Origin of the sequence: Enterobacter sp. 22452 (assembly GCF_052045065.1) — a bacterium.
Taxonomy (GTDB): domain Bacteria; phylum Pseudomonadota; class Gammaproteobacteria; order Enterobacterales; family Enterobacteriaceae; genus Enterobacter; species Enterobacter mori.
Genome location: NZ_JBQEOB010000004.1, coordinates 1 through 15,171, shown reverse-complemented (window position 1 = coordinate 15,171; position 15,171 = coordinate 1). Strand labels below are relative to the sequence as shown.

Annotated in this window: 10 protein-coding genes; 4 read left to right on the top strand and 6 right to left on the bottom strand. The window is 57.0% G+C overall.

Annotated elements, in window-relative coordinates; genetic code table 11:
* Window positions 1-30 precede the first annotated feature (30 nt).
* The 3 genes from ACTJJA_RS12695 to shiA form a co-directional block, all read right to left on the bottom strand.
* Window positions 31-1,803 (bottom strand): aminopeptidase P family protein, encoded by a 1,773-nt coding sequence (locus ACTJJA_RS12695; RefSeq protein WP_440668296.1) that lies wholly within the window; start codon window positions 1,801-1,803, stop codon window positions 31-33.
* A 15-nt stretch (window positions 1,804-1,818) separates the two neighbouring features.
* Complete coding sequence (locus tag ACTJJA_RS12690) at window positions 1,819-3,273, bottom strand: AMP nucleosidase (protein ID WP_108418191.1); 1,455 nt, start codon at window positions 3,271-3,273, stop codon at window positions 1,819-1,821.
* A 73-nt stretch (window positions 3,274-3,346) separates the two neighbouring features.
* Entirely contained in the window at window positions 3,347-4,663 is a 1,317-nt protein-coding gene (gene shiA / locus ACTJJA_RS12685; RefSeq protein WP_440668293.1) for a shikimate transporter, read from the bottom strand.
* Window positions 4,664-4,919: 256 nt separating this feature from the next.
* Here shiA and pagP point away from each other — a divergent pair, with 256 nt between their 5' ends.
* Entirely contained in the window at window positions 4,920-5,495 is a 576-nt protein-coding gene (gene pagP, locus ACTJJA_RS12680; RefSeq protein ID WP_440668291.1) for a lipid IV(A) palmitoyltransferase PagP, read from the top strand.
* Here the strand turns inward: pagP and ACTJJA_RS12675 are convergent.
* Genes ACTJJA_RS12675 through ACTJJA_RS12665 form a run of 3 tightly spaced genes read right to left on the bottom strand, consistent with a single transcriptional unit; the run spans window position 5,492 to window position 10,601 of the window.
* On the bottom strand, window positions 5,492-6,457 hold the full coding sequence (locus tag ACTJJA_RS12675; RefSeq protein ID WP_089600493.1) for an acyltransferase: 966 nt from the start codon (window positions 6,455-6,457) through the stop codon (window positions 5,492-5,494). The genes pagP and ACTJJA_RS12675 overlap by 4 nt on opposite strands.
* 2 nt (window positions 6,458-6,459) lie before the next feature.
* Entirely contained in the window at window positions 6,460-9,516 is a 3,057-nt protein-coding gene (locus ACTJJA_RS12670) for an efflux RND transporter permease subunit (protein ID WP_440668289.1), read from the bottom strand.
* Complete coding sequence (locus ACTJJA_RS12665) at window positions 9,516-10,601, bottom strand: efflux RND transporter periplasmic adaptor subunit (protein WP_440668287.1); 1,086 nt, start codon at window positions 10,599-10,601, stop codon at window positions 9,516-9,518. Before ACTJJA_RS12665 ends, ACTJJA_RS12670 begins: the two co-directional genes overlap by 1 nt.
* A 396-nt stretch (window positions 10,602-10,997) precedes the next feature.
* Here ACTJJA_RS12665 and ACTJJA_RS12660 point away from each other — a divergent pair, with 396 nt between their 5' ends.
* The 3 genes from ACTJJA_RS12660 to ldtA all read left to right on the top strand — a co-directional run bounded on the left by ACTJJA_RS12660 (window position 10,998) and on the right by ldtA (window position 15,129).
* Complete coding sequence (locus tag ACTJJA_RS12660) at window positions 10,998-11,429, top strand: universal stress protein (RefSeq protein ID WP_440668564.1); 432 nt, start codon at window positions 10,998-11,000, stop codon at window positions 11,427-11,429.
* Window positions 11,430-11,476: 47 nt separating this feature from the next.
* Window positions 11,477-14,170: a cation-transporting P-type ATPase gene (locus ACTJJA_RS12655; protein ID WP_440668285.1), complete on the top strand. Its 2,694-nt coding sequence runs from the start codon at window positions 11,477-11,479 to the stop codon at window positions 14,168-14,170.
* Window positions 14,171-14,232: 62 nt separating this feature from the next.
* Entirely contained in the window at window positions 14,233-15,129 is an 897-nt protein-coding gene (gene ldtA, locus ACTJJA_RS12650; protein WP_440668283.1) for a L,D-transpeptidase, read from the top strand.
* Window positions 15,130-15,171: the final 42 nt, after the last annotated feature.

The following is a 15,171-nucleotide window of genomic DNA, read 5'->3' as shown; positions in this document are numbered from 1 at the left end:
GGCGAAGCCGCCACCTGGCAAAAAGCCGCACTATCCGTTCATACGAATCGGCGCCGTTGCCTCCACCAGCCACGCTCGCGCATCGCTGTTCACCAGAGGTAACAGCGCCTCACGTACCTGCTGATGATATTCATCCAGCCACTGCTTTTCCTGCTCGCTCAACAAATGCAATTCCACCTGGTTTAGGTCAATCGGGATCAGCGTCAGCGAGGCAAATTTGCAGAACCCCGGGCGGCTTTCCACAATCTCCACCTGATTTTCAATGCGAATGCCGTGGCTATCGCCCAGATAGTAGCCCGGTTCGATGGTGATGATATTCCCCGCCACCAGCGGCCACGGGGTGACCTTTTTGGCGATGCGATGTGGGTTTTCATGGATCAGCAACTGATGCCCCACGCCGTGCCCGGTACCGTGATCGTAATCCAACCCCATCTCCCACAGCGGACGACGGGCGAAGGCATCCAGTTGATGTCCCTGAGTCCCTGAAGGGAACTGCAGGGTAATGAGCGACAGGAAGCCTCTCAGCACGGCGGTATAGTGCAGGCGCTGCTGCGGGTCGACGTTACCCCACGCCAGCGTGCGCGTGGCATCGGTGGTGCCGTTGTGGTACTGACCACCGGAATCATTCAGATAAAAATGGTCGTGTCCGATGGGCTTGTTACTGGCTTCGCTTGAGTGGTAATGGCACATTGCCGCATTGCTCGACGACGCGGAAATGGTCGCAAAACTCTGCTCAATAAATCCGGGCTGTTGCCTGCGGAACGCCAGCTGTTGTGCCTGTACCTCCAGTTCGGTCAACGGATTCCCTGCCGCCTCGCGTCGTGGGACTTCCCGACTCAGCCAGGCAAGAAAATTAACCCACGCGGCACCGTCCTGATGATGGCATTCGCGATAGCCCGCCAGCTCCATCGGGTTTTTCGAGGCTTTCATCAGGGTGAGGGGATCGGTCTGCCAGACGATCTCTCCCTGCGGCTCGATGGCAAAGCGCAATGCAACAGGCGCAGAATCGGCATCGACCAGCACCCGTTTGCCCGCAGCCTGCTGCTGGCAGCGTTCAATAAACGCCCTCTGCGGGGCGAGAGTGAAGGCATTACGCACGGCATCCGGCAATGCGGTGAGCTTCGCATCGTCAACAAACCACTCCACGCTACCATCGCGGCTGAGCAGGGCGAAGGAGAGAGGTACCGGGCTAAAGGGGATATCTGAGCCACGCACGTTCAGCAGCCAGGCGATATTGTCTGGCAGCGTCACGGCGAGGAAATCAGCATTGTGTTCGGCCAGCACGGCGGCAACACGCTGACGTTTTTCAGCGCTGCTTTCCCCGCTGACCTCAACGGGCATTTCGCGGATAAGCCCCGCTGGTGCCGCTGGGCGGTCAGTCCACAGCGTGTCAAACGGCGAGTCCTTCAGAGGCACCAGCTCGCACGGCGTGGCAGACAGCTGCTCAAACTCTGAATTTGTCATCAGCATCGCGTCAAAGCCAATGCGCGTCCCTGCCTCCACGTTTTTCGCCAGCCACTCAGCCAGCGGTTCGTTGTGAAGATGGTGGATCTCAATCTCGTCCGTATTGACCTGAACGCGGGCCTGAACCTGATAACGTCCATCGACGAAGAGTAGCGCTTTGTCTTTCAGCACCAGAGCCAGACCGGCCGAGCCGTCAAAGCCCGTCAGCCAGGCCAGCTTTTCGTCGTACGGGGCGCAGTATTCGCTCTGCCAGGCATCCGCTCGCGGAACGATCATCCCGTCGAGATGGCTGGCTTCAAGCCAGTGGCGCAGGTCAGAGAGCGGTGATGTGGTGTGCATGGTTTTTCCTTGTTATTAGCGGAACGGCGGCTCGTTGAAGGTACGCAGCTTGCGCGAATGCAGCTTGTCGCCCTCCGCGCGAAGTAAATCAATCGCACGAATACCGATCTGCAGATGCTCAGAGATAGCCCCTTCGTAAAAACGGTTGGCCTGGCCCGGCAGCTTGATTTCGCCGTGCAGCGGCTTATCGGAGACGCACAGCAGCGTGCCGTAAGGGACGCGGAAGCGATACCCCTGCGCGGCAATGGTGGCGCTTTCCATATCAATCGCCACCGCGCGGCTCAGGTTGAAACGCAGCGCGGAGGCGGAGTAGCGCAGCTCCCAGTTGCGGTCATCCGTCGTCACTACCGTGCCGGTACGCAGGCGCTGCTTAACCTCTTCACCCGGCATACCGCTGACCTCTTTGGTGGCGTCATAGAGCGCGCGCTGTACTTCGGCGATGCTTGGGATCGGGATGTCCGGCGGCAGTACCGCGTCCAGCACGTGGTCATCACGCAGATAGGCGTGGGCCAGCACGTAATCGCCAATCAGCTGGCTTTCGCGCAGGCCGCCGCAGTGGCCAATCATCAGCCACACGTCCGGACGCAGGACCGCCAGATGGTCGCAGATGGTTTTGGCGTTTGACGGGCCCACGCCGATGTTGATCAGCGTAATGCCCTGTCCGTCGGCGGTGATCAGGTGCCACGCGGGCATCTGGTGTTTTTTCCACGCCAGGTCGGAGATAGCCTGCTCGGGCGCTTCGGTCTCCGCGGTGATCCAGATCCCGCCCGCGCAGGAAAGGGCAATGTAAGGACTGTCCGGATCGAGAATTTGGCTACAGCCCCAGCGGACAAACTCATCCACGTAGCGAGTGTAGTTGGTGAACAGCACAAACGGCTGGAAGTGCTCCGCGGGCGTGCCGGTGTAGTGACGCAGGCGCGCCAGCGAGAAGTCCACGCGGCGAGCATCAAAGTGCGACAGGGGGGAAAATTCAGCCGGGTGATAAATCCCGTCAGCCGTCTCATCGCCAATCTGGGAAAGCTCGGTGGTCGGGAAGTGGCGCGTCAGCCCCGCGCTCATGGAGCGATCCAGCGTCAGCGCCGAGCCGTCTATCACGTACGGATAAGGGATTTCGTGCAGCGAAGGTTCCACAGAAATGTGCGCGCCGTAATCCTGATACAGCAGCGTCAGCTGTTCCTCAAGATAGGGGCGGAACAGCGCAGGGCGGGTGACGGTGGTGCTGTAACAGCCGGAGTGAGTGAAGCGCGCGTAGGCGCGGGTTTTGGGATTACTGCTGGCACTGCCGTCCCAGGTAACAGAGAGCGACGGATAAACAAAAAGGCCCTGAGTTCTGGCCTTTTCATCGGGAAGTTTCCCTGATTCGATGTATTCACTGATGGCGCTGCGCAGCGCGTTGACGGACTGTTCATACAGCGCGTCGAGTTTGTCCAGCGCCTGAGCCGGGGTCAGGCTGGAGCCCTTATTATTCATCTCTGTCTCCTTGTTCCACAGGTGTGTGACTCTACCCGATAGTATGTCACACGCCCGTGAAACAAAAGTGAGATCAGGCGTGGTGAGGCTCTTTCATAAACAGCGCCGTGGCGGCAGAGAGCAGGCAACCGGCCAGCAGATAAATCGCCACGCTGTGCCAGTTTCCGCCAGAGAAAGTCACCAGCGCGGCGGCAATAAACGGCGTAAACCCGCCACCGACCACGCTTGCCACCTGATAGCCCACGCCCGCGCCGCTGTAGCGGTAGCTTGCGCCAAACAGCTCGGTGAACATCGGCTGCTGCACACACACCACCATGTCGTGAGCGATGTTGGCGAGCATGATGGCGAAGAAGACAATCCAGAAGATCGACTGTGCCTCCAGCGCCATAAAGAACGGCCAGGCGCTGAGGGTGCCAATCAGCGCCCCGGTAATATAGACGCGACGGCGACCAAACCGGTCTGCCAGCCAGGCGAAGCAGGGGATAGTCAGACAGCTTATCCCGCCGACCAGCAGGCCAATATTCAGGAACAGCTCGCGGGGAAGACCGAGGTTCTGCGTCGAGTAGTTCAGCGCAAACGCGGTGACGATATACATCGTCAGCAGTTCACAGAGGCGCAGGGCGATAATTTTCAGAAAAGCGCCAGGATGCTGAACCAGCGCTTCCATCACTGGCAGCCGTTTTTTAGCGACCGGTTTTTCCCGCTGCTGCTGTTCGAATTCCGCGGACTCTTCCATCCCGTTGCGGATCCACAGCGCGGCGATGACCAGTACAATGCTGAAGATGAACGGAATGCGCCAGCCCCAGCTCAGGAACTGCTCGTCGGTGGTGAGCTGGCTGATTAAGGAGACCAGCCCGGTGGAGAGCAGCAGGCCGACGCCATAACCCACCTGCACGCCGCTGCTGTAAAAGGCTTTCCTGTGCTTCGGCGCGCTCTCGACGGACAGCAGCGCCGCGCCGCCCCATTCACCGCCTACGGCGAAGCCCTGGATGGCGCGCAGGGTGACCAGCAGTATCGGCGCCCACCAGCCGATGGAGGCAAACGAGGGGAGAATACCGATAAGCGCAGTGGCGATCCCCATCATCCAGACGGTGAGCATCAGCATGCGCTTGCGGCCGAGGCGGTCGCCGAAGTGGCCGAAAATCACCCCGCCCAGCGGGCGAAACAGAAAGCCGACGCCGAAGGTGGCAAACGCGGCGAGTGTGCCCATCGCGGGGCTGACCTGGGGAAAGAATTCGCGGTTAAACACCAGGGCGGCAGTGATGCCGTAGAGCAGAAAATCATACCAGTCGACGACGGCACCCGCGAAGCTGCCTAAGGCTGCGCGGCGGGCACGGTTGAGCGAAGGTGTCTCCTCGTTGGGACGTTCGGAGATGAGGGTGGAGTCCATAGTTGTCCTGTCTGTACTGATTTTTAATTATTGGTATAAGAAAAGGTCACTCACGTTGCGTCCGTCATATAAACGGAACCTATGAGACTACCGCGACAAAACGCCGGAGAAAACGTTTTTATCTTTCCGGAAGGCGCTGAATAAATAAATTTCATCTTCCCCTGCCTCGAGATAAATCAGTCTGTTTGGCTCCGGTTAGTGCTGAATGGATTACAGTAATAGAAACCGCTGCGTGACTTAAGCTAAGGGAAAAACAATGCAACGCACCTTTTCGGCCATCTGGATTGTCCTGTTTTTATTCGCCACACCGCTTCATGCCGAGCAGAAAGTCTATGGAGAACAGCGAATTAGCGGCTGGTGGAATACGCTGACGGATGATATCTCCCAGACCTGGGAAGAGCCTCAACGTTACGATTTGTACCTGCCGTTCCTGAGCTGGCACGCTCGCTTTATGTACGACAAAGAAAAAACGGACAATTACAATGAAATGCCGTGGGGCGGCGGGCTGGGCGTTTCCCGCTATAACGAAGAGGGCAACTGGAGCGCGCTCTTCGCGATGATGTTCAAGGACTCCCACAACGAATGGCAGCCCGCGATGGGCTATGGCTGGGAGAAGGGCTGGTATCTGGATAATGCGAAGGATTTCCGCCTGGGGCTCGGTGCTGCAGCGGGCATCACGGCGCGAGATGATTTTGCCAACTACGTGCCGCTACCGTTCATCTTCCCGCTGTTTTCGGCTGGGTATAAGCGCGTTACCGTCCAGTTCACCTATATTCCAGGTACCTACAATAACGGCAACGTGCTCTTTGCCTGGCTGCGCTTAGGCTTTTAAAGGGTGATCACCTTTTTTGCCACGGCGTTAGACAATACCAGCATGGAGAAGAGAACAGAGGTGACGAACGTGAGCACAATCAGCGAAAGCTTTATGCCGAGGGAGGTCACCGGTATCAGCGCCGTCAGCAGGTGAAACACCGAGTAGTGCACAATATACACGCCGGTCATCGTTTTGCTGATGGCGGCCAGAACCGACTCTTTGAATTCGGCGTTGCGACGAAAGCGCACGCCGTTCGCCGCAATCACCAGCGCGATGATCAAAATGTAAATTTGAGAGCCGGTGAGAATAAAGGCGTTTCTGTCCGCCTTGAACAGCGCGAAGAAGAAGTGGCGCTCGTAAAACCAGGTGAAGAGATAGATAAACGGGATGGCGACAACCGCCGCCCTGACGACATTTTTGCGGCTAATCCACTCGGCGATTTTCGGGTCGCAGAAGAGTTGCCCCGTCAGATAAAACAGCAGCCATGTCCACAGCCGATACTGCGGTGACAGGGAAAAGATGTGTGTTTCAGGATAAAGCGCCGAGAGCAGATCGTATCCGTAGGAAAAGAGCAGCAGGGCGGCAATCGCCCCGCAGAATAGCGCTCGCCGCTGGCTGAGCCACTCCACCGCCGGATGGAAGGTGTAAATCACGACAAAGGCGAACACGAACCAGGGCTGGATTAAATACCCGCGCTGATAGGGCTCCCACAGGTAGTAGATCGTTATCCAGAACAGAAAAACAATCACCAGACTTTTAATTTTACCCAGCTGCCAGCGGGTGCCGTGCCGGGACTGTCCGTCGAGATAGCCCGAAACCACAAAAAACAGCGGCGTGGCGATGGTCGAAATAAAGGTTAAAAACCCCAGGATCCAGTGATAGTCATAATCATAATGATCCCAGGTATTGTAGATGGTAAAGAAGGTCACCGCCGTCATACAGCCCAGCGTCTTGATAATGTTCAGCCCTGTCGCATTCATTGTTATTTGGCTTCGTCCTTACGATGGAAACACGCATAGATCACGGGGAGTACCAGCAGCGTCAGGATTGTAGCAAATCCCAGTCCAAACATAATCACAACGGCCATGCTCTGGAAGAAAACGTCCAGCAGTAGCGGAGCCAGGCCAAGAACTGTCGTAAACGCGGTGAGCAGGATGGGGCGAAGGCGCGAGGTGGCGGCGTACACGATCGCCTCGTGCTGATCCTTTTGCGTTTTCTGCTGCTCAATCTCTTCCACCAGCACGATGCCGTTGCGGATGAGCATTCCGCTCAGGCTCAGCAGGCCAATCAGCGCCATAAAGCCAAAGGGAATGCCGGTAATTAAAAATCCCGGCGTCACGCCGATCAGCGCCAGCGGTACGGTCAGCCAGATGGCGACGGCATTTTTCACCGAGCTAAACATCAGCACCGTAATGACAAACATCACCAGATACCCGAGAGGTAGCGTAGTGAACAGCCCCTGCTGCGCTTCACTGGAGTTTTCCGCGTCGCCTCCCCACTCGATGCTGTAGCCGTGTGGCAGGGGAAGGGCATCTACCTGCGGCTTCACGCGGGCGAGGATATCGCCGGAGGTTTGCTGGCTTAGCGGGTCCGGGTCCGTCTGAACCGTCAGCACCCGCGAGCGATCGCGTCGGAGAATGAGCGGATCCTCCCACTCCAGCGAGAAGCGGCTGACGACGTTACTCAGCGGGATATACTGCTGCCGCGTCTGGCTCCACACCAGCACGTTGTTCAGGTGATTGGCGTCCAGCCGTTCGCTCTCTGGCGGGCGTACCACGACCGGGAGCAGGTCGCTGCCTTCGCGATAAAGCCCCGCACGGCTGCCGGAGAAGTTCATCTCCAGCGCGTTGTCGACGTCCTGCTTATCTACGCCAAGCTCACGGCCCAGGGCGGCAACGTACTGTGGGCGGATCACCTTGCTGCGGTTTTGCCAGTCGTTCCTGACGCTGCCCGTGGCCGGGTCGCGGGTGAGGATGTCGTCCACCTGGCTGGCAATCAGGCGCAGCCGGTCAGGATCGGGACCTTTAATGCGCACCTCGATGGCACTGTCGCCAGAGGGGCCAAACATCACGCGTTTGGTGCTGGCGTTGACCTGCGGATAGTTTCGCGCGATGTACTCGTCCACGTGGCGCGTCAGGGCGGAGATGTTGCGCTGGTCGTCCATGCGCACCATGATCTGCGCATAGTTACTGTACTGCCGCTGTCCGCTGTAGGTCAGAATAAAGCGCATACTTCCCTGACCAATGGTCGAGACGGTGGTTTCGACGCCCGGCTGGCCGTTAATGGTTTTTTCGATATCGCCGGTCATTTTCTCGGTCCATTTAATATCGGTGCCGTAGGGTAGCCAGAGGTCGACAAAGAAAATCGGCGTATTAGACGACGGGAAAAAGTTTTGCCGTACGCCACCAAAACCCCAGACAGACGCTGCCAGCAGCGCAGCCATCACAATGAGCGTCGGTGCCTTATGGTGCAGCAGCGTGTTAAGCAGGCGCTGGTAGGCGCGGTAGAGTCGTTTATCGTAAGGATCTGACTCATCGGTTTTATCGGGGATGTTGTCGTTTTTAAACAACCACCACTTAATCAGCACCGGGGTGAGGGTGAGCGCCGAAAACCAGCTCAGCATCAGGGAAATCAGCAGCACCTGGAACAGGGATTTACAGTATTCCCCGGTGGAATCCTGCGACAGCCCGATAGGGGCAAACGCCAGGATGGCAATCACCGTCGCCCCCAGCAGCGGCAGGGCAGAGCGGCGGATGATGTAGTTCACGGCGGCCAGCAGAGGCGAGCCCTGCTGTCGGGCAATCAACACCCCTTCGACAATTACGATGGCGTTATCCACCAGCATACTGAGGGCGATAATCAGCGCCCCGAGCGAGATGCGCTGCAGCTCAATGCCCCACAGATACATAATCAGCAGCGTGCCGAGCACGTTGAGCGCGAGAGAAAACGCAATGATGATCCCGCTGCGTACGCCCATAAAGATCAGCAGTACGCCGATGACAATTGCCAGCGCCATCAGGAAATTAATAATAAAACCGTTAACAGAGTGGCCCACTTCGGCTGCCTGATCGTAAAACAGGTCTATCTGTATGCCTGCCGGTTTTTCCGCCGACATCTGGTTTAGCTTCGCCTCCAGCGCGTGGCCCACGTCGATCACGTTAACGCCGGGAATAAACGAGACGCCCATGGTGACGGCTTTTTTGCCGTTGGCATGGTAGATACTGGCGGGTGATTCGTTTAGCCCGCGTGACAACGTGGCGATATCCCGCAGACGCGTCGCCGCCCCGGTGCCGGAAGGCGTGATGATGATATCCGCCAGTTCATCAAGATTCTCGAACTCACCGGTCGGGTGCAGGCGAATGGATTCGGTGCCGGAAGTGATTTCTCCTGCGCTGGAAACGACGTTAAGTCTGCTGAGCAGGGCGGAAAGCTGGTTCAGCGTAATGCCGCGCGCGGCCATTTTGGTCAGGGAGATATCGATGTTGACCTGTTGGCTAATGGCTCCGCCGATGGCAACCTTCGCGACGCCGGGGATCAGAATCAACTCCCGGCGCAGCTGCTCCGCATATCTCACCAGTTCAGGATTACTGAATTCATCTCCGGAAATGGCGAAGAAGAAGCCGAACACGTCGCCGAAATCGTCATTCACAAAGGGCGTGACGACGCCGGGCGGGAACTGACGCGAGGCATCGCCCACGCGGCGGCGAAGTTCATCCCAAATCTGCGGCAGTTCGTTCGAGTGATAGCGTGAAGCGATGTTAACAGTGATTTGCGACAGACCGTTTGACGAGATGGAACTCACGTTGTCCAGATAAGGCAGTTGCTGAAGGGCATTCTCCAGCGGAAGCGTCACCTCTTCTTCAACCTGCTGAGCTGATGCGCCGGGGTAGTGGGTGACCACCACAGCGGTTTTGATGGTAAAGGCGGGATCTTCCAGCCTGCCGATATTCAACAGGGCGAAAATACCGCCGATGCCCAGCAGCAGAATCGTTAGCCAGACGCGAACAGGGTTATTAATAAATTGACGAGAGATATCCATTACAGTCCCCGTTCACGCGTCCAGATACGCACCGGCTGGTTAGCATGGAGTTCCCCAACGCCTGCGGCCACCACGCGCTCGCCCGCCTTAAGCCCGCTGGTGATCACCACGCCTTCGGTACTCACTTGCCCCACGCTGACCTTGCGGTCTTCAAGATGGAGCGTGTCGCCTTCTCCCGTTACGACCCAGACGTGCGGCTCATTGCGCGGGCTGTTGTCCGGGTTAAAGACTGCCTCAACCGGTACGACGAGCGCCTGAGCACCCGCACCGGCCGGGAGGTTGGTTAAATTGATGGTCACCGTACCGCTTACGCCACCGACGGCGGGAAAATCATCGGGTCGCGGCATGGTGAGTATCACCTGCCAGGTCAGGGTATTGCTGTCGCTGCTGCCCGAATGCTCTTTGTAGACGGCGGTAAATTCCCGATCCGGAATGGCGTTAATTTTCACCACGGGGCGATACTGCGCGTTGCGGATATCAAAGGTCTTAAACAGGTTTTCAGGGATGCTGAACACCACGTCCAGCAGATCGGTACGGGTTAACGTCGCAATGGGCTGACCGGCAGACACCACCTGATGGTTTCGCACGTGCACGCTGGCTGCCGTCCCGCTGAAGGGCGCAACGAGCGTCATCTGATTCAGCTCTTCCCGGGCAATCTGCAGCGCCGCATTCGCCGAATCGCGGTTCGCACGCTGCACGTCCATCTCGGCTTTTGAAATGGCCTGTCGTCCTGCCAGCGTCTGGAAGCGGTCGAACTGCCTCTGGGCCAGCGTCGCCGCTGTTTGTCTGTCGTTAACCCGCTGCTGGGCTTCACGGGCGTTCAGTCTGGCAAGCTGTTGCCCCTGTTTGATGGCAGCACCCTGACGGACATCGAGCGCTTCAATTTGCCCTGCGCGCTTGAAGGAAAGGTCTGTGGCATCGCCCGATTCAATGCGGGCAGGAAAAACGCGCTGCTGGGCGTGGCCGTGAACCGTTACCTCCGCCACTTTTACCATCCTGGGGAGGGGGGGGGCTTGCTTCGGTTTCGGGTCGCACGCCGTGAGCGTTAACAAAACGAACGGTAAAAGAGAGAGGTAGCGGTTCACTGTATTCCCCTAATAAATAACTGTTTTATTTATTCCATAACCTGGACAGGGGGTGACACTATTCTGCCAGAACAGTGACGACCATATAGGTAAATAAACCAATCGCCGTGCTGGCGATAATGGCGAGTGCAATAAACATACCCAGGCGGATCAGGCTTAAACCATACATACATTCCTCCATGAGCCGGAAGCGGTGGCTGACTATGAGCATAGTCGGCGAAAACATAAATGTTAAATAACCATTATCAGTGGGGAAGCGCTAAACCTGATATTCCTGTGCTACGTTTAATATTATCCATCTCTTTTACCGTAACTGGCATTAAGGGCAACCCCCTGCATTTAATGCGTTTTTTTGCTTCATTCACTCTCGTGTTGGTTATAAAAAGGATGCTCGATATGTATAAAAACATTCTCGTTCCGGTGGATGTCTACGAGACAAGCCTGGCGGATAAAGCGTTGCAGCATGCACAGTTTCTGGCGAAAAGCGCATCGGGTGACATTCATTTGCTGCACGTCATGCCCAAATTTTCAGCCGAACTGACGCGTGGTTTTATTTCAGATGCGCGCAAAATGGATGAATATATGATTAATAATTCGAAAGAAAAGCTGTCTGACCTGGTCAAAAAATTAAATCTGCCAGAAGCGCGTGTTCATCTCCATGTCCGTAGCGGGAATGTTCGTGATGAGGTTATAAAGCTGGCGGATGAACTGGCTGTCGGCGCGATTATTGTCGGCTCGCGAAATCCCAATATTCAAACTCATTTGTTAGGATCAGAGGCAGCAAGTATTGTTCGTTACGCTCATGTCCCTGTTTTCGTTATTCGTTAATTACAGAGAAGCAAGGTGATTTCTGAATAGAACCTGAGGAAGGAACGATGAAAACAGGAAAACCTGAACGTCCGTATTATCAACAAACCGTTGATGAAACCCTGTCGAATATCCACTCCACCCTGGAAGGCCTTAGCGGCACTGAGGCATCAGCCCGACTTCAGCAGCATGGTGAGAATGCGTTACCGCAAAAAAAGGGCAAACCCGCCTGGCTGCGCTTCCTGGCGCATTTTAACGACGTATTGATTTACGTTCTGCTGGTGGCCGCGTTGCTTAAGCTCTTTATGGGCCACTGGGTAGACATGTTTGTGATCCTTGGGGTTGCCATCATTAACGCGCTGATCGGCCATATCCAGGAGAGCAATGCTGAAAAATCGTTGCAGAGCATTCGCAATATGCTCTCCAGCGAAGCCGTGGTGGTACGGCAGGGGGATCATGAAACGATCCCCACCACGGCGCTGGTACCGGGTGATATCGTGGTGATCCGTGCCGGGGATCGTATCCCTGCGGACCTGCGCGTGATTGAGGCGCATAACCTGCGCGTGGAGGAGGCCATCCTGACCGGCGAATCCACCGTTGTTGAGAAAAACAGCGATGCGTTAAGCGGGGAACTGCCTTTAGGTGACCGGTATAATCTGCTCTACTCAGGCACCACCGTCAGCTCCGGCGGCGGTAAAGGCGTGGTGGTAGCAACCGGGGGCGAGACCGAGCTGGGTCATATCAATCAGATGATGTCCGACATTGAAAAGCACCGCACGCCGCTGATGGTGCAGATGGATAAGCTCGGTAAGACTATCTTCATCACTATCCTGGTGATGATGGTGGCGCTGTTTGTCTTTAGTCTCCTGTTCCGGGATATGCCGGTTTCTGAGCTGGTGCTGTCGCTTATCAGCCTCGCCGTTGCCGCCGTGCCGGAAGGCCTGCCGGCCATCATTTCCATCATCCTTTCGCTTGGCGTACAGGCCATGGCGCGTCGCAAGGCCATCATTCGCAAGCTGCCCACGGTGGAAACGCTGGGGGCGATGACGGTTATCTGCTCGGATAAAACCGGCACCCTGACGATGAATGAAATGACGGTCAAAGCGGTGATTACCGCTGACACGACCTATCGCGTGGAGGGCGACAGCTACGAGCCGGTGGGGAATATTCACCCTGTAGATGACCCAACGCCCGTCAGCGTGACGCAGGGTTCCCTGCTGGAACGCTACCTGCGCACCATTGACCTCTGTAATGACAGCCAGCTGATCAAAGACGAGCAGGGGCTGTGGAAAATCACCGGGGGCCCAACCGAGGGCGCGCTGAAGGTGCTGGCGGCGAAAATTCCGCTCCCACCGCTCGATACCGAAATGCGCAGCAAAATCCCGTTTGATTCGCAGTATAAATACATGTCCACGCTGTACCGGCTGGGCGATGAAGAGGTGATTTTAATCACTGGCGCGCCGGACGTCCTGTTCCGCCTCTGCCAGTACCAGCAGACGAATGACGGACTGCAGCCGTTCGATCAGCCTTACTGGGAAGGTAAGATTGAGGAGTATGCCCGTGAAGGTCTGCGTATGGTGGCTGCGGCCTGGAAACCTGCCCGTGAGGGGCAACGCGAGCTGGATCACCCGGACCTGCATGATGGCGTGATCCTGCTGGGTATTGCAGGAATGATGGATCCGCCGCGTCCGGAGGCCATTACCGCCATTGCCGACTGTCTGCAGGCCGGGATCCGCGTGAAAATGATCACCGGCGACCACCCGCAAACGGCAATGAGCATTGGGCAAATGTTGGGGATAGGTAACGCCGCAAGCGCTATCACCGGACGTGAGCTGGAGGCGATGGACGATCGTCAGCTGAGCGACGCCGCCCAGCAGTACGATATTTTCGCCCGAACCAGTCCGGAGGATAAATTCCGCCTTGTGCAGGCTCTGCAAAGTAAACAGGAAGTCGTGGGCATGACCGGGGATGGCGTAAACGATGCCCCAGCGCTCAAGCGGGCGGACGTGGGAATCGCCATGGGGATTAAGGGGACGGAAGTCACCAAGGAAGCCGCCGACATGGTGTTAACGGATGACAACTTTGCCACCATTGCCAGTGCGGTGCACGAGGGACGTCGGGTTTACGATAACCTGAAAAAGACCATTCTGTTCGTTATCCCCAGCAACATCGCGCAGGCTTTGCTGATCATCATTGCGCTGCTGGCGGGGAACCTGATCCCGCTAACGCCGGTCCTGATCCTGTGGATGAACATGGCGACGTCGGCCACGCTGTCGTTTGGCCTGGCGTTTGAAGCGGGTGAGAAAAACATCATGAACCGGCCACCGCGCAAGGCGAATCTCCATGTGATGGACGGCTATGCCATCTGGCGCGTGGTGTTTGTCGGTCTGATGATAGCCATCAGCGCCTTCGTGCTGGAAGCCTGGCTACAGCCACGCGGCTATTCGGCGGAATTTATCCGCACCGTGCTGCTGCAAACCCTGGTCACAGCGCAGTGGTTCTACATGCTCAACTGTCGCGTGAATGACGGCTTCTCGCTGAGCAAAGGGCTGCTGGCGAACAAAGGGATTTGGATCGTGAGCGGCGTACTGCTGGCGCTACAGCTTCTTATTATTTACGCACCCTTCATGCAGATGCTGTTTGGCACTGAAGCGCTGCCGTTCCGCTACTGGGTCATCACCTTGCTGATTGGTTTTGTGATGTTCCTTATTGTCGAGGCGGAGAAAGTACTGACGCGCAGGTGGCGCAAAACCGAGGCGTGATAGCGTAAACTGAGAAAGCCTGCCTGAGCCCGGGCTTTCTCTTTTTATGAGCACAGGAAACTATGATTCGACTTATCTGGTTCGTCCTTACGCTGTGCGCCGCTGTTCCCGGTGCGTTTGCCGTAACCTATCCACTTCCGCCGGAAGGCAGTCGTCTGGTGGGAACCCCGATTATCATCACCGTTCCCGAAGGCAACACGCTGCCTCTGGAAGCCTTTGCTGCGCAGTACGGGCAGGGGCTGAGCAACCTGCTGGAAGCAAACCCGGGCGTGGATCCTTTTTTGCCTAAATCCGGCACCCGTCTGGTAATACCTCAGCAGCTGATTTTGCCTGACACCGTCCGCGAGGGGATCATCGTGAATGCGGCGGAAATGCGCCTCTACTACTACCCGCCCGGCGGTAACACCGTCGACGTGCTGCCCATCGGCATTGGTCAGGCCGGACGCGAAACCCCGCGTAACTGGGTGACGGCCGTTGAGCGTAAGCAGGAGGGGCCAACCTGGTCTCCGACGCCGAACACGCGCCGTGCCTATGCGGCAGAGGGGAAAACCCTTCCGGCATTCGTACCCGCCGGGCCGGATAACCCGATGGGGCTGTATGCGATTTATATCGGCAGGCTCTATGCCATTCACGGCACAAACTCGAATTTCGGCATCGGGCTGCGGGTGAGCCAGGGCTGCATTCGTCTGCGTAATAACGACATCAAATACCTTTTCGATAATGTTCCCGTAGGAACCCGCGTGCAGCTTATCGACAGGCCCGTTAAAGTCACCACCGAGCCGGACGGCAGCCGCTGGGTTGAGGTTCATGAGCCATTATCACGTAACCGCGCGGAATTTGAGTCAACCCGGAAAGTGCCTCTGCCCATTTCAGCCGCGCAGCGGACGCAGCTGAGAAACGAGGGGGCGGGCGCTGAACTGGAACGGCGGTCGGGGATGCCGGTTAAAATTGGCATGTGAGTTGATTTTCGCCGGGTGGCGGCTTCGCCTTACCCGGCCTAC